Annotated in this window: 21 protein-coding genes and 3 pseudogenes; 15 read left to right on the forward strand and 9 right to left on the reverse strand. The window is 67.5% G+C overall.

What is annotated here, in order from left to right:
- The first annotated feature begins 70 nt into the window (after window positions 1-70).
- The 4 genes from PHA84_RS16470 to PHA84_RS20840 all read left to right on the forward strand — a co-directional run bounded on the left by PHA84_RS16470 (window position 71) and on the right by PHA84_RS20840 (window position 3,933).
- Complete coding sequence (locus PHA84_RS16470) at window positions 71-1,756, forward strand: CocE/NonD family hydrolase (protein ID WP_270889227.1); 1,686 nt, start codon at window positions 71-73, stop codon at window positions 1,754-1,756.
- Between the two features lie 2 nt (window positions 1,757-1,758).
- Complete coding sequence (locus PHA84_RS16475; RefSeq protein ID WP_270889228.1) at window positions 1,759-2,442, forward strand: cyclase family protein; 684 nt, start codon at window positions 1,759-1,761, stop codon at window positions 2,440-2,442.
- A gap of 65 nt (window positions 2,443-2,507) precedes the next feature.
- On the forward strand, window positions 2,508-3,551 hold the full coding sequence (locus tag PHA84_RS16480; RefSeq protein WP_270889229.1) for an aldo/keto reductase: 1,044 nt from the start codon (window positions 2,508-2,510) through the stop codon (window positions 3,549-3,551).
- A 199-nt stretch (window positions 3,552-3,750) separates the two neighbouring features.
- Window positions 3,751-3,933, forward strand: coding sequence for an alpha-L-rhamnosidase C-terminal domain-containing protein (locus PHA84_RS20840; protein ID WP_442952921.1), 183 nt, complete (start codon window positions 3,751-3,753; stop codon window positions 3,931-3,933).
- A gap of 335 nt (window positions 3,934-4,268) precedes the next feature.
- Here the strand turns inward: PHA84_RS20840 and PHA84_RS16485 are convergent, their stop codons facing one another.
- Complete coding sequence (locus PHA84_RS16485) at window positions 4,269-5,519, reverse strand: glycoside hydrolase family 5 protein (protein WP_270889230.1); 1,251 nt, start codon at window positions 5,517-5,519, stop codon at window positions 4,269-4,271.
- Window positions 5,520-5,845: 326 nt separating this feature from the next.
- On the opposite strand from PHA84_RS16485, the gene PHA84_RS16490 reads away from it, so the two are divergent.
- Window positions 5,846-5,971, forward strand: coding sequence for a hypothetical protein (locus PHA84_RS16490; RefSeq protein ID WP_270889231.1), 126 nt, complete (start codon window positions 5,846-5,848; stop codon window positions 5,969-5,971).
- Between the two features lie 583 nt (window positions 5,972-6,554).
- Here the strand turns inward: PHA84_RS16490 and PHA84_RS16495 are convergent.
- Window positions 6,555-7,762: pseudogene (locus PHA84_RS16495) on the reverse strand (IS30 family transposase).
- 128 nt (window positions 7,763-7,890) lie between these two features.
- Between PHA84_RS16495 and PHA84_RS16500 the strand changes: the two are divergent.
- Window positions 7,891-8,025 (forward strand): annotated as a pseudogene (locus tag PHA84_RS16500) (IS256 family transposase); the annotation flags it as partial.
- A gap of 298 nt (window positions 8,026-8,323) precedes the next feature.
- On the opposite strand, the gene PHA84_RS16505 reads toward PHA84_RS16500, so the two are convergent.
- The 3 genes and pseudogenes from PHA84_RS16505 to PHA84_RS16515 form a co-directional block, all read right to left on the reverse strand.
- Window positions 8,324-10,438 (reverse strand): ATP-dependent DNA helicase, encoded by a 2,115-nt coding sequence (locus PHA84_RS16505; RefSeq protein ID WP_442952925.1) that lies wholly within the window; start codon window positions 10,436-10,438, stop codon window positions 8,324-8,326.
- Window positions 10,439-10,591: 153 nt separating this feature from the next.
- Window positions 10,592-11,571 (reverse strand): annotated as a pseudogene (mobF, locus tag PHA84_RS20845) (MobF family relaxase); the annotation flags it as partial.
- 257 nt (window positions 11,572-11,828) lie between these two features.
- Window positions 11,829-13,244, reverse strand: coding sequence for a ParB/RepB/Spo0J family partition protein (locus PHA84_RS16515; protein ID WP_270889233.1), 1,416 nt, complete (start codon window positions 13,242-13,244; stop codon window positions 11,829-11,831).
- A gap of 477 nt (window positions 13,245-13,721) precedes the next feature.
- Between PHA84_RS16515 and istA the strand changes: the two genes are divergently transcribed.
- The 3 genes from istA to PHA84_RS16530 all read left to right on the forward strand — a co-directional run bounded on the left by istA (window position 13,722) and on the right by PHA84_RS16530 (window position 16,745).
- Window positions 13,722-14,951: an IS21 family transposase gene (gene istA, locus PHA84_RS16520; protein ID WP_442952922.1), complete on the forward strand. Its 1,230-nt coding sequence runs from the start codon at window positions 13,722-13,724 to the stop codon at window positions 14,949-14,951.
- Complete coding sequence (gene istB / locus PHA84_RS16525) at window positions 14,951-15,769, forward strand: IS21-like element helper ATPase IstB (protein ID WP_270889235.1); 819 nt, start codon at window positions 14,951-14,953, stop codon at window positions 15,767-15,769. Before istA ends, istB begins: the two co-directional genes overlap by 1 nt.
- A 502-nt stretch (window positions 15,770-16,271) precedes the next feature.
- Window positions 16,272-16,745, forward strand: coding sequence for an HD domain-containing protein (locus PHA84_RS16530; protein ID WP_270889236.1), 474 nt, complete (start codon window positions 16,272-16,274; stop codon window positions 16,743-16,745).
- On the opposite strand, the gene PHA84_RS16535 is transcribed toward PHA84_RS16530, so the two are convergent.
- Both PHA84_RS16535 and PHA84_RS16540 read right to left on the reverse strand, forming a co-directional pair.
- Window positions 16,742-17,209 carry an NUDIX domain-containing protein gene (locus PHA84_RS16535; protein ID WP_270889237.1) on the reverse strand — a complete coding sequence of 156 codons (468 nt, stop codon included), beginning with the start codon at window positions 17,207-17,209 and terminating at the stop codon, window positions 16,742-16,744. The two genes, PHA84_RS16530 and PHA84_RS16535, sit on opposite strands and share 4 nt — an antisense overlap.
- A gap of 18 nt (window positions 17,210-17,227) precedes the next feature.
- Complete coding sequence (locus PHA84_RS16540) at window positions 17,228-18,001, reverse strand: helix-turn-helix domain-containing protein (RefSeq protein WP_270889238.1); 774 nt, start codon at window positions 17,999-18,001, stop codon at window positions 17,228-17,230.
- Window positions 18,002-18,139: 138 nt separating this feature from the next.
- Between PHA84_RS16540 and PHA84_RS16545 the strand changes: the two genes are divergently transcribed.
- On the forward strand, window positions 18,140-18,763 hold the full coding sequence (locus tag PHA84_RS16545; RefSeq protein WP_270889239.1) for a hypothetical protein: 624 nt from the start codon (window positions 18,140-18,142) through the stop codon (window positions 18,761-18,763).
- On the forward strand, window positions 18,760-19,161 hold the full coding sequence (locus PHA84_RS16550) for a hypothetical protein (protein ID WP_270889240.1): 402 nt from the start codon (window positions 18,760-18,762) through the stop codon (window positions 19,159-19,161). Before PHA84_RS16545 ends, PHA84_RS16550 begins: the two co-directional genes overlap by 4 nt.
- A 16-nt stretch (window positions 19,162-19,177) precedes the next feature.
- Here PHA84_RS16550 and PHA84_RS16555 read toward each other — a convergent pair whose 3' ends face one another.
- Window positions 19,178-19,654, reverse strand: coding sequence for a hypothetical protein (locus tag PHA84_RS16555; RefSeq protein ID WP_270889241.1), 477 nt, complete (start codon window positions 19,652-19,654; stop codon window positions 19,178-19,180).
- A gap of 102 nt (window positions 19,655-19,756) precedes the next feature.
- Between PHA84_RS16555 and PHA84_RS16560 the strand changes: the two genes are divergently transcribed.
- Entirely contained in the window at window positions 19,757-20,827 is a 1,071-nt protein-coding gene (locus PHA84_RS16560; RefSeq protein ID WP_270889242.1) for a C40 family peptidase, read from the forward strand.
- An 83-nt stretch (window positions 20,828-20,910) separates the two neighbouring features.
- Complete coding sequence (locus PHA84_RS16565) at window positions 20,911-21,195, forward strand: DUF6112 family protein (RefSeq protein WP_270889243.1); 285 nt, start codon at window positions 20,911-20,913, stop codon at window positions 21,193-21,195.
- Window positions 21,196-21,868: 673 nt separating this feature from the next.
- On the opposite strand, the gene PHA84_RS16570 is transcribed toward PHA84_RS16565, so the two are convergent.
- Entirely contained in the window at window positions 21,869-21,997 is a 129-nt protein-coding gene (locus PHA84_RS16570) for a hypothetical protein (RefSeq protein WP_270889244.1), read from the reverse strand.
- 9 nt (window positions 21,998-22,006) lie between these two features.
- On the opposite strand from PHA84_RS16570, the gene PHA84_RS16575 reads away from it, so the two are divergent.
- Both PHA84_RS16575 and PHA84_RS16580 read left to right on the forward strand, forming a co-directional pair.
- Entirely contained in the window at window positions 22,007-23,245 is a 1,239-nt protein-coding gene (locus PHA84_RS16575; protein WP_270889245.1) for a hypothetical protein, read from the forward strand.
- Window positions 23,246-23,267: 22 nt separating this feature from the next.
- Window positions 23,268-24,713: an SCO6880 family protein gene (locus PHA84_RS16580; protein ID WP_333742362.1), complete on the forward strand. Its 1,446-nt coding sequence runs from the start codon at window positions 23,268-23,270 to the stop codon at window positions 24,711-24,713.
- Window positions 24,714-24,806: the final 93 nt, after the last annotated feature.

Below are 24,806 nucleotides of genomic sequence, written 5' to 3' on the forward strand. Positions count from 1 at the left end.
CGAACCTCACACCATGCTGGGGGCCGCGCGGACTGCGACTCAACAGGATTCGTGGCGCTCCGTACATGAGGTGATCCTTGATTTCGACGTGCCGGCGACCATGCGCGACGGCGTGACTCTTCGTGCCGACATCTACAGGCCGGCAACCGAAGGTCGTCGCCCCGTTCTGTTGACCCGTCTGCCGTATGGCAAGAACACCCCTAAGTTCATCGCCATGCTCGACCCCATCGGTGCGGCACGCCGTGGATTCGTCGTCGTTGTTCAGGACACACGAGGACGCTTCGCCTCCGACGGTGACTGGGAACCGTGGACGTCCGAAGGCAATGACGGCTACGACACCGTCCGCTGGGCGGCTGACCTGCCTCATTCGAACGGGTCCGTCGGCATGTTCGGCACTAGCTACTTCGCCTACACCCAGTGGATGGCCGCTCTCGCCCAGCCACCTGAGCTGAAGGCCATCTCACCAAGAATGGTGTTCTCCGACCCCAGGGATGGTCTTTTCGCCCGGGGCGGGGCGTACGAGCTCGGGAACGCGGTCTCGTGGGCCCTCGCACAGGGGTTCGATCTTCTTGCTCGCCGCCACGTAGGCGATCCGGCGGCGCTTGACCAAGCACTCGCGAGCCTGGTGGCCGACGTGGACGCGGTTGCTCACGCGGCGTACTGGGAGCTGCCGACTGGGCAGCATCCAGTGTTTGATCGTCACGATATCCCCGAGCTCGGTTCCCAGCGTTCGCCCCACGAGCCGGTCCGGCGGCAAGTTTGCACCCTCGCCGGAAGGCAGGCGGAAGTCGACCTCCCCACACTGCACACGGGCGCCTGGTACGACATCTTCTGTCAGGGCACCCTCGACAACTTCACCGCATCGCGGGCGGCTGGCCGACCCGCGACGCTGATCATGGGGCCATGGTCCCACTCCAACACGACCGGCCAGGTGGGGGACGTCAACTTCGGGACGGGAGCGGCCATTGATGTCATGGGCTTCCGCGGCCGATTGGCAGATCTCGAGCTGGACTGGCTCTCACAATGGCTCGCTCCAGAGGTCGCAAGACAGACACGCCGCGCAGCACTCCCGCCGGTCCTCCTGTTCGTCATGGGCACGAACCATTGGCGGGCAGAGCATGAATGGCCGCTGTCGCGCGCCGTCGACACAAGCTTGTATCTACGCGCCGAAGGCCGCCTCGACTACGAGGCCCCCAGCGCCGACGAGGACCCTGACTCATTCACCTACGACCCCGCGGATCCCGTGGCGACGGTTGGTGGGGCACTGTCGATGTCCAGCGAGTTCGAAGCCGGCCCCAAGGACCAGACCTCTACCGAGGCTCGGGCTGACGTGCTGACCTACACGAGCGCTCCCCTCCTCGCGGACATCGAGGTCACGGGGCGCATCCTGGCGCACTTGACCGTCGCGACCGATGCGCCCACCACCGACTGGGTCGTCAGACTTTGTGACGTCGACGCGGATGGCGTCTCCTTGAACATCGTGGACGGCATAGTCCGGTCCTCGGTGTCTCCAGACGAATTCACGCACCAGACGGTCGACCTGTGGTCCACAAGCTACGTCTTTCGCCCCGGCCACCGGATCCGCGTGCAGATCACGTCCAGCAATTTCCCGCGATGGGATCGCAACCTCAACACCGGCGAGCCGACCGAAGTCGGTATCCGCTCGCGCCTTGCACGACAGCAGGTCGCCCATGACGCACACCGTCTGTCTCGCGTGGTCCTCCCGGTCATCCCCGCCTCCACGGCGGGCGCGTAAGAGTGGACAACAATGACGCCTGGCCCGTTGGCCGTGAACTCGTCGACTTGAGCCAGCCAATCGAAAACGGGATGTTCCACAGTCCCAGGTACCCCGCGCCCACTATCACGAAGCTCAGCTCAATTGACACCGACGGCATGAGCATCACCCACGCGTCCTTCCATGCGCATACCGGTACGCACGTCGACGCCCCGTCGCACTTCGTGCCGGGCGGCGAATCCATCACCGAGGTTTCGCTTGACCGATTCGTCGGCGACGGCATCGTCGTCTCTGTCCACCGGCAAGCGGGCGAGGAAATCCCAGCCTTCGATGTGGCCCCACAGGTGGAAGCCTTCGGACCAGACGCCATGGTGTGTCTCCACTCGGGATGGGACAGCAGGTACGGCACGGCCACCGAGTACGAGCAGTTTCCCTTCTTGTCTCTCGACCTAGCCCATGCCTTGGTCGGCCTGCGGGTGCGCATGCTGGCGCTGGACACTCCCTCGCCGGACATGCCGGACGGATCCCGTCCAGAGTACTTCGACTGGCCAGTCCACAGGATTCTCATGGAGGGGGGCGTCCTGATCACTGAGCAACTGACGGGCTTGGACCTGATCCGCGGTCGACGGTTCCGCCTGTACGCGCTGCCCATCGCCCTGGCCGGCAGCGACGGCGCCCCCGCACGAGTGGTCGCGGAGCTTCATTAGGTCGACCGCCGCTTCCTTACATGAACAGAAGGCCCATGCGGGATCGATCGAAGAGGAGAAGTTTGATGGAATACCGACTGCTCGGCAACACCGGCGTCAAGGTGAGTGCGCGTTCGCTCGGGACCATGATGTTCGGGCACGGCAACACTGATGAGGAGTCCTGCAAGAGGATCCTCGATCAAGCACTCGATGTCGGTATCAATCTCATCGACACCGCGGACCACTATGCTGACGGGCGATCTGAGGAGATTGTTGGCCGCGCGCTAGGCACTCGACGAAACGACGTTATTCTCTCGTCGAAGGTCCACTTTCCCGTCGGTGAAGGTGCGATCAACAACTCCGGCAACTCCCGCTATTGGATATTCAAGGCAGTCGAGGGAAGCTTGCGCCGCTTGGGTGTCGACCACATCGACCTCCTTCACATCCATCGCCCTGACTTTGACACTGATATCTCTGAGACGTTGCGCGCTCTTACTGACATCGTCCGGCAAGGTAAGGTCCGCTACATCGCGAGCTCGACCTTTCCAGCGTTTCACGTAAACGAATGCTCTTGGTTGTCTGAGCAACGCGGCCTCGAGCGGTTCGTGTCGGAGCAGCTGCCGTACTCCATTCTGGTCCGGCACAACGAACGAGACGTTTTCAAGGTGCTCATGCAAAAGGGGATGGGCGCGATCACCTACAGCCCTCTTGGTGGCGGCTGGCTAACTGGAAAGTACAAGCGTGGTGTTCCTGCGCCCGCCGACGCAAGGGCCAACACCCTCCCAGTAACGGCAGCGCGTTTCGATCCGTCCGTTGCCGAGAACCAGCGCAAATTCGACGTCATCGACAAACTCAACGTCGTCGCCGCCGAGGCAGGCTTGTCACTCGCCAACCTGGCCATTGCCTTCGCCGCCGAGCATCCGGCCGTCTCGTCTGTGCTGATTGGGCCGAGAACCGAAGAACAAATGACCAGTTTGCTCGAAAGTATCGACCTCCGCCTGGACGCCTCCACGCTGGACGCCATCGATGGTTGCGTCCGACCAGGAGAGACGCTAAATCCTCTTGACCGTGCCTGGCAGCCGCCATGGCTGGCCCCCCAAGCAAGGCGCCGCCCCGCTCCGCAAGCGTAACGCGGCTCGGGGCCTGGGCTGGAAAGGCGCCGTCAGCTACCTTCCGGTACAGCGGCCGCCTCGCCGGGGGTGAAGCAGGGAGGCAGCACCATGACAGCAGCGACGAACACGACGCCCGCCAACGACACGCTCGTCCGGATCAGCCTCGCAGACGCCGTGATCGCGACCAACGTCCGACTCAACGCACGGCTCGACAAGGGTGAGCGGGGGGCGCCTGTCGCATCGAACGGTCTATGGCGATGCGCAGGTTACCTGGCAATGCGACGAATCTGGCCTTGATATCGCGGTTCGGGTCCCGGGGGGGGCGACTGCCACGTTGAATGGCCCCAATGGGGTGATGAAGTTGTCACAAGGGGAGCACCACATTCAACGCAACCGCTGAGCGGGCCGGAATGTGGCAAGGCACACGGTTGCGTCCACTTGCTCCTATGTCAAGCGGCGGCGGCGGCTTCGTAGAGGGATGCGTGGTGCAACCATTTGAGAGGATGCCTCCATCCGGCGGATGGAGGCATCCTCTCAGTAGCGCCGTCTCGCTCAGCTAAGGGACGACACCTAAGGGATCGTCATTCGTTTCTCATTGGAAGTAGATTTCAGTGGCGCTGAACAGTCGTTCCTGACCGGGCTTCGATGCCTTGAGGACTTCATAGAGTGGCCAACTATCAACCATTCACGAGACGCTCCTTAAGGGACGGTCCCTCCCTGGCTTTCGCTCAACGCTCATTTTGCGGTGACGGTCATCGAGACAGAGGCGGCACCCGGATCGGCCTGAAGGCTCAAGAGCTGTCCGTCCACCCCGGTCTGGACCACTTTGGCGCCCTGCAGTGACAGGCTGTAGCCGTTGTTATAGACCGCTTTGGGCAGGAAGACCTCGGTCGTCGCGGTCCCGATCTTGCCATTCGGCTGAAGCGTGTTGTAGGCGAAGGTGAACGCTTTCGTAATGGAGTCGAACGACCATCCGGTCGGCGTGCCGGCGGTCGCCCTCGGGTATGGTCGGGCGAAGCACGAAGCGAACCCTCCTCGACCCCCGGTGAGACCCGGGAGGACCTGCTGAGGGCATGCATTCAACTGAACGAGCGGGTTCGGGTATCCGATGCTGCCCGTGGGCGTGTACAGGAAGTAATTGAACCCCTGCATTGCCTGGTCAAGGTGGTCAAGGCCCTCGATACTGAAGAACCGCTCGCCGTTGAAGGCAGGAGCGTTGTTGCGGTCCGCCACAACCTGCGCCTCCTGCTCCCGCGAGGAGCCAAGAGGCAGGCCGCTGTAGGGGGAGGCGGCGGCGTCCACATACTCGTGGTAATCGAAGACTACGTTTGGATCCCCCAACTTGGGCAGCCAGCTCGGCTGGGTGTCGAGGTTGAAGTTGGCGGACGGCTCGAAGGCGATCAGCCTGTTTGCGTCACCCTCGCGTATCGCTGCCATTGACTTGCGGTAGAACGGGGCGAGGATGTCGATGTCGAAGTGAGGGTTCCCGTCGGGACCGGAAGGGGCCTCCGCGGGCGGGGGCACCGGCTCGTTGATGATGCTGTACGAGGAGATGCCGGGAGTGTTGTGGAAAAACGCCGCGAAGTGCGTGAGCATGGCGTCCCAGCGATCCTGCACCCCCACTCCGCCGGGTCCGGTGGCGTTGTCGTAAAAGTTCTGGGTTCCCTGGTTGTTGACAGGAAAGCCTTGGCCGCCACTGAGCACCCCGGTCGGATCGGGAATCCGCCCACCGCCGGGAAGGGTGTAGTAGCCCTCTTCACTACCACCCGCCCAGGAAGCGCCGCCCTCGATGTCCAGCGAGCTGTAGATGCCGTTAGCCCATAGCGCCTGCTGCATCGTCAGCAGATTCTTCAAGAACCCGTCGTCATAGGTTCCGGCTTGAGGCTCGATGCTTTCCCAAGCCACGTATATCTTAGTGGAGTTGAAGCCCAGGCTCCGCATGACCTTCGGGTCGGCGTTCAGATCGAACGTTGAGTCGTTGGTCACGGTGTCTGCGCCATGGAAGATCAAAACCCTGCCCCGTGAGTCAGTGAACCAACGCCCGAGGTGGCCCACTGCGCTATCCGCGGTCGCCGCCGAGGCAGCAGGGGTTGGCACGGCCATGACCGCCAGGGGCAGAACGACCAGTGCTCGTGCGATCGCACGGGCGGTCTTGACCCACGTGCCGGCGGGGCATCCAACTGTTCTACGCATACGAGCTCCTCCTATAGAGCTTGCGGCAGCAGCAGGCACTGCGGCCATTGGCCGTCGATGGCTGGGAGCCTAGAGGGCACCAGCAAAGAAGTCCATACTCTGGAGTTTAGTTCTGACAGATGGAAATTAAGTATGGGAGGGGCAGCGGCTTCACGGACCAGGCCGGCGTCGAGCAGCCCGACACGGGGCCGGCCATGGAGGAGCGCCGGCATGCTCGCGAAGGACGCATGGCCGAGTACATCTAGTCCGAGGTGGTCAGTGGCCAACCGGGCGAACGAATCCTCATCTACCCCGTCAACTTCGAACGAGGGTCCAATCTCGCGGAAGTCGAGCAGGCGATCCTCCAAGGTCTCCCTTTAGGTTGGCGCTTCGGAAGAAGAACGGTTTCCCACTGGGACCACGATCGCCCTCATCGGGGACCTGGGTCAGGGTGATGACGTTGGGGGCGTGGTGGAGCTAGTTATCGGTGCAACGCCCTAGTAGGACACCTGCTTGAGAGGATTAGGGAAGAGACCGGCGTCCCGGTGCGGCAAAGTCTGCCCGAGATCGCCCTTGACTATGCCTAATCCCGAGCCAGAGCGCTGGACGCGGTCATCGGGACTGCCTCCGCCCTATCCCAGATGCCAGCTGAACGTGACGTTTACCCACTTCGAGGCGTCGGCCCCTCTGGCTGACCTGCACGTCCGGTTCCTCGCCGAGCTGTTCGGCGTGGCAGGGCTTCGGACCCAGCCAGCCAACAGCGGGCCTGCTCGACCAGCTGGCTGTGTGTTGGCAACCGGTTGTCGACGACGCTTGAAAACGAGGCCATAGCGGCAGGGTGGGTTCTAGTCAACGTCGCAACACTGGCTGGTTCTGGGAGGCTAGCAGCGCGGCGAAGAGGTCGGCTGGCGCGCGGTTGTTGAGGACGAGTCTGGGTCGCCTGTTGAGCTCGTTCTCGACCCCCAGCAGGTGGTTCGCAGAGTGCGTGCTCAGGTTGGTTCCTTTCGGGAAGTAGTCGCGCAGCAGTCCGTTCATGTTCTCGTTGGAGCCGCGCTGCCAGGGCGAGTGGGAGTCACAGAAGTAGACCGGTGCCCCCAGAGTTTTGGCGATGGTGAGGTGACGGGCCATCTCCGTGCCCTGGTCCCAGGTGATCGAGCGCAGGAGGTGAGCCGGTAGGTCGCCCATGCGGTGCTTCAACGCTTCGTGGAGGGTGTCGCCGTCGCGTCGGGGAAGGTGTAGCAGCCGTACCAGGCGGGTCTTGCGTTCGACGAGGGTGCCGATCGCCGACCGCTGGCCCTTGCCGATGATGAGGTCGCCCTCCCAGTGTCCGGCCTGCGAACGGTCCTGGGGCAGGAACGGGCGCTGATGGATCGACAGCATCGGCTGCTCGAACCGCGGCCGGCGCCGCTCGACCCGTTGATCGGCACGCCGGTGATCGCGGCCGGTGCGCAAGGGCGAACGGTGGTGCGGGGCCAGCCGTGATGGCCCGAACACCACCGATCCGGGCTGATAGACGGCCTGGTAGATGCTCTCATGGCAAAGGCGCATTGAGCGGTCCTGCGGAAACCGGCCCCTTCAGGTGCCGGCTGATCTGGTTCGGGCTCCACCGCTGCGCCAGCAGGTGCGCGACGAGATCTCGCAGCTCGCGGTTGGTCTCCAGGCGGCGCCGGTGATGCCGCGCACGACGGGCGGTCGCCTTCCGGTGGGCCGCGAACGGGCGGTAGCCGCCGCGGCCGGTGGCGTTGCGGCGCAGCTCGCGCGAGACCGTCGAGGGCGCCCTACCGAGCCGGTGGGCGATCTGACGGATGCTCAGCCCGGCACGGCGCAGGTCGGCGATCTCGATCCGCTCGTCCTCGGACAGGAACCGGGCGCTGACCTGGCGAACCGCGAGGCGGTCCAGCGGGGGCACGAACCCGACCAGAACACCGTTGCGGTAGGTCTTGTACCCGCGAGCCCAGTTGTTGCCCGCGCTGCGCGACGCGCCGACCTCTCGAGCCGCCGCGCGGATGCTGAACCCCCGCGCCCGCAGCTCCATGAACCGCTGGCGCTTGGCCCACTGTGGGCGCGTGAGCGTCCCGCCCAGTGGTGGACTTTGGGAGTGATCGGCGGGGCTCCGGAACTGTAGGGGCCATCGGCGGGATCTTCGGTGTGTACGGCCAAGTACTCATCCGAAGGAGTCCCACCGATGGCGTTGTCCCAGTCTGCCGTGTCCGAGCTGCTCGAGGCGTTCCGCGCCGGTGAGGGTGTCGATCTGATCCGCGAGTCGGTTCGGCTGGTGATGCAGGAGCTGATCGAGGCCGAGGCGAGCGAGAAGAGCGGCACCGGCCCAAATTTTGACGAGCGTTAACGCTCGTGAACCCCTCCATGGTGGGACTACAAGCGGATGGTGGTCCGACAGCAGCACTGACAGCAACGCGAGGGGACACAACCAGCAGACACCAGACTCGGAGGATCGACGGCCATGCGCGACAGGCCTCTTCAGACGTGCGACGAGGACCGCCGGCACCTGAAAAGCGGAAGGTCGGCGGTTCGGCCCGGTCGCCGAAAATTGGTGGTACGCACGGCTGTTCGGCTCGTCCTGATCGGGCGCTGCCGACGATGGTTCGGTCCGGATGGCGTCACGACAGCCGAGGACCCTGCTGGGGGGTGACGGAGGGCTGGTGCTGCGTCCATGGGTCGCGCGTTTGGCGTGTGTCGTGGTCGGCGGTCCACGCTGCCAGGCCGGCGTCTACTCGAGTCAGCAGCGGCCTGCCGCGGTCCTCCAAATGACGAAGGGCCTGCAGGGCCGCGTGCAGGTCCAGGCCGGACCGTTCGGCGTGGCGCATGCGTTCCAGCAGGGGGCGCCAGCGGTCGGCGGTCTTGGCTGTTTGGATGTCCCCGGGCGGGACGCCGGCGGCGAGCAGCAGCTCGGTGTACCGCTGCTGGCGCCGGTGGTGCTGGATGGCTGCGCCTTCGGCCTCCAGCCGGGCCGGATCGCTGGCCGCGGCAGTCTCGTGGTTGCGGGTTTGGGTCGCTGAGACCTCGGCACCGGAGGTGGCGAGCACCCTCTTGAGAACTTCTTCGACCGGGACCGGGTCGCCCAGGTCGTGCGCGGTGTCGGTGTCCGGGTCGTAACTGGTGTCGACGTAGAGCCGGTTGGCCTCCCGGCCCCTGGTCGCCATCACATACAGCGGTTCGCGGGCGGTCGCGGCGCTGACGTAGGCGTGGCAGGTGTCGACGGTGCGGCCCTGGGCCCGGTGGGCGGTGGTGGCGTACCCGAGGTCGACGTGCTCACGCACGTAGTCAGCCGGCAGCCGGGTCGCCGTCCCTGCCTTGCCGGTGCGGTGGACGGTGAGCGACCCGTCCTGGTGGATGGCGGCCACGGTCCACTGGTCGCCGTTCTTGACCCACCCGGTGGCTGTTTGAAGGTCGCGCTGGTTGAGCCGGGTGACCACCACGTCACCGGCCCCAATGGTCGTCCCGTCCGCGGCCGACACCCCGTCGGGCGCGACCTGACCGGCGGCGACCAGGTCGGCGCGGGCGCGGGCGTTGAGCTCGGCCACCGTCGCGGTGTCCGCGGCCACCATCAGCGAGGCTCGGCCGGCGCGAACATCCGCCCGCCAGGCCTGGTAGATCGCTTCGAGCACGGTGTCGCGGTCGCCGTCGCGGACGCGACCATGGTGGAAGTAGGCGGTGGCGGCGGTGGGGCGGCCGTCGCGCAGGGCCAGGCTGGCGGTGCGTTCCCATTCGTGCCGGAAGCGGCGGACGTCGACCAGCTCGGGCGCGTCGCCCCGGTCGGTGACCAGCAGCCGGAAGGCGCCGCCCGCGGCGACCGGGGACAACTGGGCCGGGTCCCCAACCAGCACCACCTTCGCCCCGACCGCGCGGGCTTGGGCCACCAGGGTGTCGAGCTCGAGGGTGCCGGCCATGGAGGCTTCGTCAACGATGACCAGCTGCCCCGGCCGCAGCCGCCACCGGTCCAGCTCGCCCCTGACCTGTCGGGCACGGCGGCTCAAGGCCCGGGTCCGCAGGCAGGGGCTGGCGCCGCGCAGCTTGGCTTGCAGGGAGGCAAGCTCAGCAAGGCGCTGGTCCTGCCGAGGCTGTTCGGTGAGCCACTTGGCGGTGTTCTCCGTCGGCACCCCGACCGCGTCCCCAAGCACCTCAGCGGCTGCCGCGGAGGGGGCCAGCCCGACCACGCTCCCGGGCCCGAACGCCGCCTCCCACGCGGCCCGCACACCCGCCATGGCGGTCGACTTCCCCGTCCCGGCCGCACCCACCAGCACGTCGAGGGCGCGTCCGGAGGTGACCACCCGGCAGACCGCGTCGGCCTGCTCGGCCGTGAGCCGGCGACCAGCAGCCCGCCCCGACAACGGCGCAGCCGCCGCCACCGCCGCAATGTCCGCGGGGACTGCGGGCCCGTTGGTTTCACGACCGGCGGCGAGGAGCTGTTCCTCCGCCCGCAGCACCCCGGTCGTGGTGTAGATGGTCGCGTCCCGGGCCCGCAGACGGGTGGACCCGTCGAGCCGTTGCAGCGTCGCGGGGACGCGCGACGTTCGCTCGGCTGGGGTGAGCTGCACCGAGGCACCCAGCGCCATGGTGGTGACGCGTTCAGCCGCCTGAGCACGCTCGTGCGGGGTGGTGAACCGGACCCCGTGCAGCTGCCGCAGCGCCTCGGCCAGCACGTTGGAGCGGGTGAACGTCGCCCGCCTGGCGGCCACCGCATCCACCACCACGGTGGCCGCGTCCTTGAGCATCCCGTCCCCGAGGGCGGCCGCACTCAGGGCGGGCAGCTCGCACCTGTCCGCCAGTGTCGCCACCCACGTCCGCGGCTCAATGCCAAGGTGCGGCTCCGCCCGCTCACGCCAGCCCCCGACAAGCTCGGCCAGCGGCCGCAGCTCCTTGACTGGCCGGGTTTGCACGGTGGCCTGCTGACGAAGGCGGATCACCTCGGCCGCGGTGGGCTGCCGCCCGTGGCTGGCGGCGAAGCCCGCGATCAGGTCACCGGCGGCGGCGTTGATCGCGGTCGACCGTTGCGAGAACTCCTCCCGCAACGCCTTGCCGACCCCGGCCACCTCCCACGTCGGAGCGTTGGAACGGGCGCGGCGCTGAGCTTCCCACCCCCACCCCAGGTCGGCGGTCAGCAGGTCCATCAAGGCGCCGTTGTAGAGCTCGGACAGGGCCACGTTCGCCTTGAACAACGCCCTCGAGTCGAGGGTGCGCCACGCCCCGTCCGAAGCGGCCTGGACCCTGTTCAGCACGACCACGTGGGTGTGCAGCTGAGGGTCCCCCGCGCGGGAGTCCCAGTGGTCAAACCCGGTCGCGACCACGCCACGCACTGGCTCGGAGACCACCCCCCCTTGCCGGTGCGGGTGGTGAACACCTCCCGCTCCGCGTAGCCGATGACGAACTCCAACGCCTCCTGGTGCGCCGCGTAGATCCGTTCCCGGGTCGGCCCATCGGCCAGCGCCCACGCGACCGATACGGACTTGGGTGGGGAGAAGGTCAGGTCGAACCCGGCCACCGTCCGCGACACCGGTCGCGGCCTCCCGGTGTCGCGGCAAGCGGGGCGGTCCGCCGCAGGGGCACGCCCCAGCGGTTGACCGGTGATCGGGTCCTGCAGCATCCCGAGCATCCGCCACAGCTGCTCCTCGGTCACGACCGACCCCGGCTCGACTCCGTTGCCGCCGTCCAGACCAGCCAGCCCGGACCCGAGGAACCGGCCCGGTGGGGTGCCCTCTTGGCTGTAGTAGGCCGTCAACGGGTCCGCCGTCGGGCCCTCCCGGTCGGCGCGCGCGACCGAGGACATCAGGTACCGGAACCCCGCCCCCAACGTCATCCGCCGCATCGACATCGTCACGCCAAGGCAACGACCACGACGGGGCACCATCGGGCCACGGCCCACCTTGGTGCCTGACGTGTGGCTCGGTGGTTGGTGCAGGAATCGGCGGTGAGGGCCGAGCGTCGGGGGCGTGCGGTTCCGGGGAGCCGGCGGACGGCGACGGTGGCGAGCCGGGAGGGAGCCGGTGGCGAGGGTTCGGCGGTCGGGTCTGGACGTGGCGAAGCTTGGGTGGCTCAGGGCGACGGACGGGGGGCATGAGTGACGGGCCGCCCAGTGGGGCGGCCCGTCCTGGTCGGCGCGGTGGGTTACTTCTTCTTGGTGAGTCCGGCGGCGCGTTTCTCTACCTCGGACAGGTCGTACCCGTTGGCGGCCAGGAACCGCAAGTACGCCGACGTGCGCGGTGACACGCGCCGCCAGGAGTCGCGGCTGGTGTCCTTTTCGCATCCGGCGAGCAGGCGGCCGAGGGCGATCACGGTGGCCCGTGGTTCGGTGGCCTTGTCGATCAGCGCGCCCCACCCGGTGCTGGCGCCGTAGGAGGCGGGGGTGAGGCCGAACCATTCCGCCGCCAAGTGGTCCCCACCGACGGTGCTGAGGGCGTCGCCGTGCTGGGTGACCAGGTGGGCGACGATGCTGGCGGTGCCCTTGGGTGGGGTCTTGCGGGTCAGGAACTGGGCCACCCACGACCGGCGCACCGGTTCGGCGGCGTCCCACGCCTTGTTGGACTCGACCACGTCGCGGCGTTCGGCCTTGGCCTGCTCCCGCTGCTGCGGGCTCAGGGCGGCCGCCTTGGGTTTGGCGTCACTCCCCCGGGCGTAGGTGTCGACGTGCCCCTCAGCTTTCCACCGGGTGCACACGAACGTCGCCTGGGCCTCGTACACGCGGACCTCCCTCCCGGTGTCGTCGTCGGCCCACCGGGGGCTGACGGTGACGTACGCGGCGTGCCCGGCACAGGACGCGTGCCCGTCCGCGTCGAACGGGGCCCCGCCGTGGGTTGGGGCGAGCCGGTGCAACGGGCGAACCGTGGCGTCGTCGTAGGCGGGCTGCTCGACCACGTTCACGCCCTGCCCGGTCAGTTGCTCAACGAGGGCGGTGCGGGCCTGGTCGCGGTCGCGGTCGTCGCGCAGACGTTGGGCAAGGTGCTCGAACTGGCCTTCCCTCGCCGCGACCGTCAGTAGTTTGACCGTGTCGGGGTCGTCGTCGAAGTCGGCGATGGTCGCCGCCTGGTCCAGGGTGAGGAACTCGAAACGGCCGACCGCCTTCGCGGCCAGCTCGGACCCGGTGACCGTGAGGGCGGCCTGCACCTCGGCCTTGGGGCGGCGGGTGCGGCGGGTGATCTGCGCGGCGGTCAGCCCGAGGGCGGCGAGCTGCTCGTAGGCGCCCAACCGGTCCGCGGCCGACAGGTCCTGGCGGTGGTCGTTCTCGCCGAGCTGCTGCACGATCCGGTCCGCGTCGTCACCGGTGGCCTGCACGACCATGACTGGGACGGCGCCCAGGCCGGCCTCGATCGCGGCCAGGGTGCGGCGTTGCCCGTACCGGACCCGGATCTGGCCGTTGTCGTCGCGGGTGCCGGTGATGGCTTGCAGGACCCCGTGCTCCTTGATCGAGGCCACAAACGCCTGGTCGAGGGCGGCGGTGCTGCGGACGTTGTCGGCCAGCACCAGGGAGGCCGGGTCCACCATCTCGATGGTCACCTGGGCGTCGGGGCGGGTGTTGTTGTTCATCAGGGTTCTTCCTTTCGCGTGCTTCCTGGGTGGGTGGGCTGGCCCCCCGGTTTTGGGGGCCTGCCCGCACGCAGCGGGTACACCCGGCCGTGGAGGCTCGCAGTCAAGCGGCCAACCCGCCCACCCCACCCGGCCACGCGCAGGTGCGGAGCACCTTCCAGAACCACCCCGGGTCCCGGCCGCTTGACGGCGAGACGGCCGGGTGTACCTCCAGGCGAGCCGCGCCCGGCAACCATCAACCCCCGGAGCCGGCGGCATTCAGCACAGCCGGCCCGCCAGGGCCGTCGATGTCCGGGTCTACATCCCCACGCCGTGACGGATGGTGACCCTGTCTCGCCGTTGCTGAGTCGTCCCCGTCGCCGACCAGGAGTTCCGATGGCCCCGAATCCGATCGAGTCCGATGTCAGGACTCGTGTCGGCGGCGCTCGAAAACTGAACAGTTTCGGCGGTGAAAAGTGATCACTCAACGATTGGAGTGTGATCACTTTGGAGGACTGGGCGCTGATCAGGAGGCTGGCTGCGGACGGGGTGCCGAAGGCACGGATCGCGGACGGGTTGGGGATCTCGCGGACTACGGTCATTAAGGCGGTGAACTCCGACTCGCCGCCGAGGTATGAGCGGTCGCCCGGGCCGACGTCGTTCACGGAGTTCGAGCCGCATGTGCGGGCGTTGTTAACCGAGGTCCCGGACATGCCGGCGACGGTGCTGGCCGAGCGGGTGGGATGGACTGGCTCGATCCGGTGGTTCAGTGAGAACGTGCGACGGTTACGTCCCGAGCAGCGGCCGGTCGATCCGGCCGATCGGATCGTGTGGACGGCCGGCGATGCGGCGCAGTGTGATCTGTGGTTCCCGCCGCGCAAGATCCCGCTCGAGGACGGCAGCGCGAAGCTGTTGCCGGTGTTGGTGATCACCGCCGCGCATTCGCGGTTCACCACCGGGCGGATGATCCCGACCCGCAAGACCGAGGACCTGCTGCTGGGCTCCTGGGAGCTGATCCAGCAGCTCGGGCGGGTCCCGCGACGGCTGATCTGGGACAACGAGCCCGGCATCGGGCGCGGGCAACGCCGTGCCGAGGGCGTCACCTCGTTCATGGGCACCCTGGCCACCAAGCTGGTGCTGCTGCCGCCCAGGGATCCGGAGTCCAAGGGCGTGGTGGAGCGGCGCAACGGATGGTTTGAGACCTCCTTCATGCCTGGTCGGACGTTCACCTCGCCGGGCGACTTCAACGCCCAGTTCGCCGAGTGGCTGGCCCGGGCGAACGCGCGGGTGGTCCGCACGATCAAGGCCGCACCTATTGATCTGCTCGACGCCGATCGTGCGGCGATGTTGCCGCTGCCGCCGATCCCGCTGCACCTGGGCTGGCGCAACAAGATCCGGCTGGGCCGCGACTATTACGTCCGGCTCGACACCAACGACTACTCCGTCGACCCGGCCGTGATCGGCCGGATGGTCGACGTGGCCGCCGACCTGGACCGCGTCAGGGTCCGCGCCGAGGGCCGCATCGTTGCTGAACACGAGCGTGTCTGGGCGCGCGGGATGACGATCACGGACCCGGCGCATGTCGAAGCCGCGGCGTGGCTGCGCAAGCAGTTCCAACAGCCCCGCGCGGTCGGAGACGCCGGTGATGAGCTCCTCCGAGACCTAAGCGACTACGACCGCGCCTTCGGCCTTGCCGATCGACTCGATGATCAGGACGGAGTCAGCTGATGGCACCGACCAAGAAGACCTCCGGCACGGCAGCGAGCACGGAGGCGGTCAAGCAGATCACCTACCTCGCCGCCTCGTTGAAGGCCCCGCGGATCACCGAGGCAGCCGCCCGTCTGGCCGACCACGCCCGCGACGCCGGGTGGACCCACGAGGACTACCTCGCCGCCGTCCTGGAACGCGAAGTATCGGCCCGCAACGCCTCCGGCGCTCGGCTGCGGATCCGGGCCGCGGGGTTCAGTGGAGTCAAGACGTTGGAGGACTTCCACTTCGATGCCCAACCCGCGATCCGCCAACAGGTCGGTGCCCTGGCATCGGGCGGGTTCCTCACCGAGGCCCGCAACGTCGTCCTCCTCGGGCCGCCCGGCACCGGCAAGACCCACCTGGCCACCGCCCTGGGCGTCGCCGCCGCCAACCACGGACACCGCGTGTTGTTCGCGACCGCGACCGACTGGGTCACCCGCCTCACCGAGGCCCACCGAGCAGGCCGACTCCCCAACGAGCTCGCCCGACTGCGGCGCTACGGACTGATCATCATCGACGAGGTCGGCTACCTGCCCTTTGAGCAAGACGCCGCGAACCTGTTCTTCCAGCTCGTCTCATCCCGCTACGAACACGCCTCGCTGATCCTGACCTCGAACCTGCCCTTCAGCGGCTGGGGCGGCGTGTTCGGCGACCAGGCCGTCGCCGCCGCCATGATCGACCGGATCGTCCACCACGCCGACGTCCTGACCCTCAAGGGCGCCAGCTACCGCCTGCGCGGGCGCGGCATCGAAAGCCTCCCCAGCATCCGCACCACCACCGACCAGACCGAGTCTTAGACTCCCTACAACCGATCACTTTTCAAGCGCCGGTATCGACCAGTCTTGGAGCGCCGTCCACAACTCGCCTGCGCGAGGAGCAGACGGCAGAGGCCACGGCCCTGCGGGCGGTACATCGTGCTCTCGAGCTTCGGAGGAAGCATGAGGATCGTGTCGCATCGGCGCAGGCCGAGGTGGCGAGGGCGATGGTCGAGCTGGTGCGGGTGTCCGGAGCGGGGCGCGCCGCCCGGCTTACCGATGAGTCCGTGAAGGTCGTGCGACAGATGGCCCGTGATGCCGGGCTGACGCGAGACCAGATTCAGTGAGATGCGTCGCACCAGCCCTTCCGCAGATGGCAAGTCCGCCCCGCGGTTGTCCGCCGAATGGTGGTGAAGCAGCCTCAGCGTTCATCGGCCTCCGGCGGACCTGTGTGAGTAACGTGGTCCTCGTGGGCGACCGGCTTGTATGGGCGCGCGCCGTGGCGGAGCGCTACATGCCGCCGTTGGGGCGTCGATGGAGACACGTGCAAACCGTCGCAGCACGCGCTGCGTCTCTCCCCTTCGTCGGTGCTGATCACGAGCGGTTGGTTGCAGCGGCATACCTGCATGACATCGGCTACTCGCGCGATCTGGCTCATACCGGCTTTCACCCCATCGATGGCGCGCGGTTCCTCCGGTCGGTCGGCGAGGAGGACCTGGCTCGCCTGGTTGCCCATCACACCAACGCCAGATACGAGGCGCAGCTGCGTGGGTTCCAGGGGTATGAGGCTGAGTTCCCCTATGAGGGAACGATCCTCGACACAGCGTTGACGTTCTGCGACCTCACAACGAGTCCGGACGGCCGACCGGTCAGCCTCGAGGAACGTGTCATCGAGATTGTGCGTCGCTATGGCGATGACCACGTGGTGTCTCGTGCGGTCCTTGAGGGCGTGCCTGACTTTGAGCGTGGCCGTGAGCAGATCCGCCATCTATGCGAGGCGGCTGGGGTGTCTGTCTAACGGATGGCGGGAGTTTGGCCGGTGAGGTAGTCGCTGATCCGCAAACGGATTGACGGGACCATGGGTAGCTCCGCGATCTCCTCGGGTGCGAAGGCCTTTACCTCGTGGGATTCGTCGCTCACCTTGATGCTGCCGCCGCTGACTCGGGCCAGGACGCAGATCGAGAACTCCTGACGGACTTCGCCGTTGTCGTAAGCGAACACATGTTTGGGGTCGCTATAGATGCCCACAATAGCTGAAACCTGGACCTCGAGCCCAGTCTCCTCGCGGGTCTCACGAATCGCACAGTCAGCCACGGACTCACCGATCTCCATAGCGCCACCGGGCAGCGCCCACATCTCATTGTCGCGCCGCCGCTGGAGCACGATCCGGCCGCGGTCGTCGACGACGACGGCCGACGCCGCCGGAACCAAGGAGTTTGCCGCCGGAGCCGCTGGGTCGTCGTAGAAGTCGCGGCGGCCCATTGTTGCCTCCTTTGCGGTTCAGGTGCCGGCTCGGATCGGCGTGGCGGGCCGATCCGGGTCGATCGGCCGGCTGTCCGACCATATCCCCTCGAAGTGAGCCGAAAAGCGAGAGAAGATTCCGTTCGGCCCGAGCCGACGCAGATGCAGCAACGGCGCTGACCTCCCGGGGGTCGCGTAGAGGTGCGGGGTGACGAGCATCTGGTCGTCGAACCTGAAGACCGAGTTGTAGAGCGGCGCGTCCTGAAACCTCAGGTCTGCATTCGGACAGTCGAGCAACGGCTGGAAGGCGTCAAGCGTCGACCTGATTCGGGGCACGAGGGTGATCGCCTCGTGTTCTTCCGCGTCGCGCCGCTGGACATGCTCGGACTGCGGGTCGGCGAGAGCGACGCGCACCCGACAACCTTGCTCGCACTTGTCCAGGAGGAGCTCGACCAGCTGCGGATGCTGGTGCGGCAGGAAGTACAGCGTGTAGCCGAGCAAGTCGATTTGTGCCCCTGCGGTCTTGAAGAAGTCCCACCAACGGTCTGCGTTGAGATCCGTGCGGTGTGGGTGGGCCGATACCAGCTCCGCTGCCGCACCCAGAGCATCCGCCGGTCGACGACGTGCGCCCGGCCATAGGAACTCTTCGCTCTCTCCCACCAGTGCGGCGATCGTGTACCGGTGCCGTGGGTGTGGCGTCCGACCGGCGAGCCACCGCTGCACGGTCTTGGGGTCCACGTCGGCTTTGCGGGCGAGCTGCTCCAGCGTCAGCCCGGATCGGGTGACGGCGGCGGTCATTCGCTCGTTGCTCACAGCACCCCTCAGGACGCCCCGGACGCCAGCTGTCCTGACGTAAACGTCCTGAACGTCCCACATGCGCGGTGTGAACGTCAAGCGTTGGCGGCCTGACTAGTGACAAGGAGAAGACCACGAACGAGAGGACCGGCCGCCATGAAATCGACGTTCCACACCGGCCAACGCTTGGCCACCTCCGACGGCAGCCACCTGTCAAGCAACGATGGCCGCCCTGTGGATGTTGCCGTCAGCGGCGCGAACTGTCCGCCGTTGGGCTCCCCGGGATCCCTTGAGCGAGGGGCGCACGGTTCCCTGTGCGAGGAGAACGGGACCTGCGGCCTTGTGCTGCGGGAAGTGGACGGGAAGGCCATGTCGAATGCAGAACGTGCAGGCCACCGACTGCACCGCGCCCTGGCGGCCTGCTCCTCCCTTTCCGAGACGAGCACGCAGCGCGACGAGCTGTGGTTCACGGTGCAGCGCGCCGTATGCACGAACACCACGTTCACCGTTGCCCCGCACGGCTCCAGAAACGCCGTGGAGGTGACACCCGAACACGCCACCGACGAGCTGATCTCGGCCATGCAGTGGCTCCTGCGACACGAGCAGACAGCTCGCCTCCTCTCACCCACGGCGCTGTACGTCGCATTAAGGGGCCACGCCACGCGAGGTGCCTTTGGATCGGCCCGCGCGGCTCAGGCAGATCTCCTGCGCGGGTTGACCGATGTGCCGCCGGGCGCTCCGGTCACGTGGTGCGACCTGGAGGAGACCGGCGCGGCATGAAACCGGAGGAGACCTTTCACGTATGGGTGGCCCGTGAGCTCGAGATCGACGACACCCAGATCGAAAGCATGCGTTTGGACGCTGCCTTTGACCTGCTGGTCTCACGCTTCGAGCTCGCCCGCAGGAGAGGCTCGAACGATCCGGTGTCCACCGGCTCGACGAAGCACGCTGGCGGCAACTCGCGCCTGTGCACCAAGCGCATGCTCGAGCACTTGGGCTATACGCCAGCCGAGCGGCGAGCGGTGCAGCGGCTGCTCGCCGGTTCCGCCAGCGGTTGGCCGGGGCTGCTTCGGTTGTATGCCGCCGGCATTCAGCTCTCGCCGGTCGATCGCCAGTACGCGAGGCGCCAGCTCAAGGTGTTCTCGGTGCAGCCGGCTGCCCGCGCGGGGAGGCAGTAGGCGAAATCGCTGCCCGTCACCTGGCCCTGAGCGGCTCCAGGCAGGGGTGGGTCGCTAGGGCTGTAACGCCATAGATCTGGGCCACTGCCGCGACGGCGACCAGGGATGACGCTTCCCCGGAAAACAGCCGAGGCCGGCCGTCACCAAAGTCGAGCACCACATGCCCGGCATCAAGGTCGGCCTCGAAGCCGATCAGGGAACCCCACCACAACGAAGCCAGCTCGCCGCTGCCCAGCCGCAGGATGAGCCTGCGGTCGGTGATCATCACCTGCGACGGCGAAGCCTCGCTCCACTGGCCGTCCAGTCGCACGCGAAACCATGTCGCTGCCACCCGCCGGATGGTCTCATCTGGTCGAAGCGCCACACCCAGGAGATGGGCGTCGATGGCCATGGCGGACCGCAGCCCGGCGTACTCGAGCGCCAGCATCCGGGCGTCCGCGACCACCAGCGCGGCAGCGTCGATGTCGCCTGACGACCTGCGCTTGAGTCTCACCACCGATCACCTCCCAAGACAGGTGCCCTCACACTGTGCCTCACGGTAGGGACATCGCCAACCAGCCGCTCCATGGTGCCCCCGCTGGCCCGTCTCCCAACCATGCCTGCGTTGCGTGCGATGGTTGCGGTGGGCGCCGCCGTCATCCTGGTTGCTGTGGCGGCCCTGGGAGCGGCCCCGGCCTGGGTTCCCGAGCCGACACGGCTACCGGCATGCACGACCACCGGGCCGCTGTCCGGTCTGACGGACGGCCAAGCGGAGAACGCGCGCATCGTCGCAGCCATAGCGGAAGCCAGACTGGGCCCGGACGCCGCACTCATCGCCGTGATGACCGCCCTGACCGAGTCCAACCTACGCACCCTGGCCAACCCGCACGACCCGACCGGAACGGCATACCCCCACCAAGGACTCGGCTACGACCACGACTCCCTGGGGCTCTTCCAACAACGGCCAGGCTGGGGCACAGCCGCCGCCCGCATGGATCCCGTCGCCTCCACCAACCTATTCCTGGATGCGGTCGAGGCCCACCCAGGCTGGCGAACCGAGCCGGCCTGGCAGGTCGCGCAAGACGTCCAGCAATCCGCCTTCAACGGCATGCCCAGCCTCGGCAACGGCGGCTCCAGCGCCTACGGGGGCAACTACCTAACCCACCAAGCCCAGGCTCGGGCGATCCTCAACGACATCGGCGTGACGGCGGGCACCGCGACATGCGGCGCCGCGGCGGGCTCGGCGGTCCAGATATCCAATGCTGGATCGTTCGGACTGCCCCCCGGCTACGGGATCTCGCCCGACACCCCCATTGCCGCCCGCCGTGCCGTGACCTTCGCGCTGGCCCAGCTCGGTAAGCCTTACTTGTGGGGTGCCACCGGCCCTGACCGCTTCGACTGCTCGGGGCTCACACAGGCGGCCTGGCGGGCAGGGGGTCACCAGCTCGGTCGAACGACGTGGGACCAAGCCGCCGAGGGCTCCCCCACATCCATCAACACCATACGCCCCGGCGACCTGGTCCTGATTCCCGGATCGGATGGCTCACTCGCCTCACCTACCCACGTAGGCCTCTACGTGGGGAGCGGGCTGGTCGTTCACGCCCCGAAGAGCGGTGACGTCGTCCGGGTGACACGGCTGACGCGGTTCATCAGCGGCGGTTTGGCGGGCGTACGACACATCGCCTGAGCGGCGGCGATTCCCATGGTGCCCCGTAGCCGGGGTTACCCCTACGACGCGGGGCCGGGCTCGCGTAACCGAGAGGAGACCTCATGGCGCTGCCAGCCATCGACATCCGCCCCAACAGCTCAGGCCTGCCGGGCATTCAGGCACTGTCTGAGATCGTCGGCGCCCTTCTCACCTTCGGCCTCGTGGCCTCCGTTGCCGGAGTCGCCTTGTCCGCAATCACCTGGGCGATCGGGTCCAACTCCTCCAATCCGCACCTCGCGGGGCGGGGAAAGACCGGCGTCATCGTGGCGGCGGCCGCGGCCATGTTGATCGGCGCCGCCAACACCCTCGTCACGTTCTTCACCAACGCGGGGGCCTCGATTCGATGATGCGCCATCGCCGACATGGCGTCACAAGAGCGCAGCGCGGACTCATCATGTTGGCGGTGCCCCTCCTGACCGCTGTGCTGGCGGCCACAATCTGGAGCATTCGTCAGCGGAGCCACTCCGACGGCGGAGCCGGCACCGCGCCCAACACGGTCGAGCGGCGCCACCCGGTTGGCCCGTCTTCGCGACCCACGAGAGCGCCCATAGCCGACGCCGACGTTGAGGCAGACATCGCCCGCCTCAAAGCCATTCGTCCTCCCACCCCAACCAAGCGGACTGCCGGATTGCAAACCCCGGACGAGTCCCGCAACCAACCAGACCTCTATGCGCGCGCCTTCGTTCAACGGTTGCTCACCCAGGACTACCGGACCAGCCGCGAGAAGCACTTGGCGTGGGTCCAGACCGAATCCGCACGAACCGACGAGCCGCTGGTGACCGGTCTGGTTCCCCCAGAGCTGCGCAACCGGGTAGCACTCTTCTCGGTAACAAGCCAAGGGCCCGGGCCGGCACCGATTCCCTCTCCCGCGGAGTGGGATCGGCTTGGCGCACTGGGCGCTCACACCACCGCGACCGTGCAGCGAGTCACCGAACCTCTCGTCTGGTCGAACGCTGCCGAGGCAGGCCGAGTCTCGGATCCCGGCGTCACGGCCCGGGAGGTGACCGCCCTCGTCACCCTTCACACCGGCTCGGGTGCGCCTGATACGTCGACCGTCTCGAGCATCGCGCTGACCTTGAACCTGGTCGGTCCTCCGACCCGCGACACCTGGGCCTTCGTCGCCGTCATCACGTACCGGGCCGTTCCCATGGGGGCACCGTGAGCTGTACGGGGGTCCTGGCCGTGAGCCCCCTGTGCCAAGCGGCCTCCCTGGTCGGCGACCAGGCAGCAAACGCCGCTGACGGCGCGTTCACCGGCATAGCCGCGCACTTCACCGTCGCAGCGACGGACGCCACCCAGTGGTTGTGGAAACAGCTCGACACCGCGACCAGCCTTGACCTGGCCTCGCCGCATCTGTTGCGTGAGATGGCGGCGACCGCCGCGATCGCCGGCGTCCTGTGCCTTGGCCTGTTTCTCATCCAGGTCGTCGCCTCGGTGCTGCGACGTGAACCCGGTGGACTGGCCCGCGCCGTCACCGGCCTGGTCGTCAGCTTTATCGGTTCCGCGCTTGCCCTCGTCACTACGAGGGCCCTGCTTGGCGCCGTTGATGCCCTCAGTGCGGGTGTCGTCGCGTTCACCCTTGATACCAACATGGCCGGGATTGGGGCCATGTTCGACTTCACCCAGCTGGCAGGCGTACAGAACCCAGCCGTCGCCCTGCTCTTTGCGGCGGTCATCCTCGTCGCCGTCGTCATCGTCTGGGCGGCCATGACCGTCCGCAAGATGATGCTTCTCATCGCCGCTGTCCTGGCACCCCTGGCCTTCGCCGGAGCAACCGCCGACATCACCCGGGCATGGACGCGGCGCTGGATCGAGTTCGTCTGCGCGATGGTCGTCTCCAAGCTGCTGCTGGTGATCATTCTCAGCATCGGCGTCAGCGTCGTCATGGGGGCCGGCCAGGACGGCGCCGGGGTCACGCAGACCGGCACCCAGCTCGCCGCCGGATCGCTAATCCTCCTCCTAGGCGGGTTCTCGCCATGGATGGCGATCAAAATGTTCTCCTTCGCCGGTGACACCCTTCACGCCGCCCACCTCACGGCGGCGCAGGCATCCACCGGCGCTCGCACGGTGGTTGCAGCCCCGCAGAAGGTCGCCGCCCTGCACTGGCAGGTCGGCAAGCTGACCGGCGCATCCAATGCCACTTCCGGCACTCTCCAAGCACCGCCTCGGCCAACGGCTCAAATCGCCGCGACGACAGAGCCGCCGTCGACGCCGCCAGCCCCCACGGCGCCGCAGGCGCCTGCAGGTGGGGCCGCCATCGACGGAGCAATCGCTCCAGGAGCGGCCCCGGCACCAACCCAGGCCGAGAGTCCAACTGCGGAGCCGGCGGGCGCTCGCCAACCAGCGAGGGCAGAGCCACCGCAGCCGCCACGTCGCACCCCACCGAGCCAGCCCTGACATCGATAAGGCGGAAAGCCACATGATCGCGGCGTCTCAACCTCTCACCGTTCGGTTTGGCCGCCTGCCCCGGCGCGGCCTGATTCTCGGCCTATCGACCCCACGGGTGGTGTGCGTCGCTGGCGCGGCCGGGACCGTCATCCCCGCCCTCACGTGGATGGGAATCGTTGGCGCCCTCATGTCCGCTCCCCTGTGGCTCAGCTTCGTTGCGCTTGCTTTCGCTCCGTGGAACGGCGGCGCTGCGGTTGAGACGCTGCCCACCGCTGGCCATTTCCTGGCGCGACGTGTCAGGGGCCAGACCCGGTTCCTCGCCCGGCCCGACGCGCCGCGGCCTGCCGGAACGCTTGCCCTCCCAGGCGACGCCTGCGCGCTGAGGTTTCACATCGACGGCCCGTCGGGAGCGGCGATGGTTCATGACCCTCACGAACAGACCCTCACCGCCGTCGCCCTGATCCAGCACCCGGCATACGTACTCTTGTCCCCCGAAGAGCAAGGGCGACGCGTCCACGGCTGGAGCCGCAGCCTCGCCACCCTGGCCAACGGCTCCACCGCAAGGATCCAGGTCCTTGAGTCCTCCTTGCCAGACTCGGGCCGAACCATCACTGATTGGTGGCAGACCCGGGGGAGCGAGGACAACCACCAGTGGGCTGTGCACCAGTACCAACAGCTCATGCGGCGCTGCGCCCCCTCGGCGGCCACCCACCGCACCCTGATCGCCATCGCCATCGACCTCAAGGCGGCGGCGCCGGCCATCCGACGATCCGGCAGGGGGATCACCGGAGCCGCCGCCGTCCTTAGCCGGGAGATGGACGCGCTCGGCTCCACCCTGATCGGGGCCGAGCTGCGGCTCGTCCACTGGCTCGACGAGACCCAGCTCGCTCGAACCCTCCTGGGGGCCTACGACCCCGGAATCGACCAGCGGCCCACAGGACCGCTGCACTCGTCACTTAGTGCCGCCGGCCCGATGGCCATCCACGAGGAGTGGCACCGGCTGCGACACGACACCGGTTATTCATGCGTCCTGTGGATCCGTGAGTGGCCGCGCGTCGAGGTCCCGAGCCACTTCCTGCACTCCCTCGTCTTTCAGCCCGGCGTCCGACGCACCCTGTCCATCACCGCGACACCAGTCCCCGTCAGCAAGGCCATCCGCGACATCCGCCGCGCCAAGGTCGAGCACGCCACCGATGCAATGCAACGGGCCAGAATCGGGGCCATCACCGACCTCGCCGACGCGGCCGAGCTCAACGACGTCCTAGACCGAGAACGCGCTCTCGTTGCGGGCCACGCCGAACTGCGCTTCACCGGCATGGTCACCATCACCGCCACAACCGCCGACGACCTTGAGGCGGCCGTCGCAGCCGTCGAACGGGCAGCCATCCAGTGTGGCTGCGAGACCCGGCGACTTCTGGGGCAACAGGCCCAGGCCTTCACAGCCGCAGCACTGCCGCTCGCGCGGCGGGTGAGCTGAGATGCCCGCCATCGGGTATGCCGCCCGGGCTGCTCTCCGACGCCGGTCGGCCGGTCGCTCGCGCCGCAACCACGACAGCGAACTGCCGGCCCT

The sequence above is a fragment of the Pedococcus sp. 5OH_020 genome (assembly GCF_027812955.1).
Classification (GTDB): Bacteria; Actinomycetota; Actinomycetes; order Actinomycetales; family Dermatophilaceae; genus Pedococcus.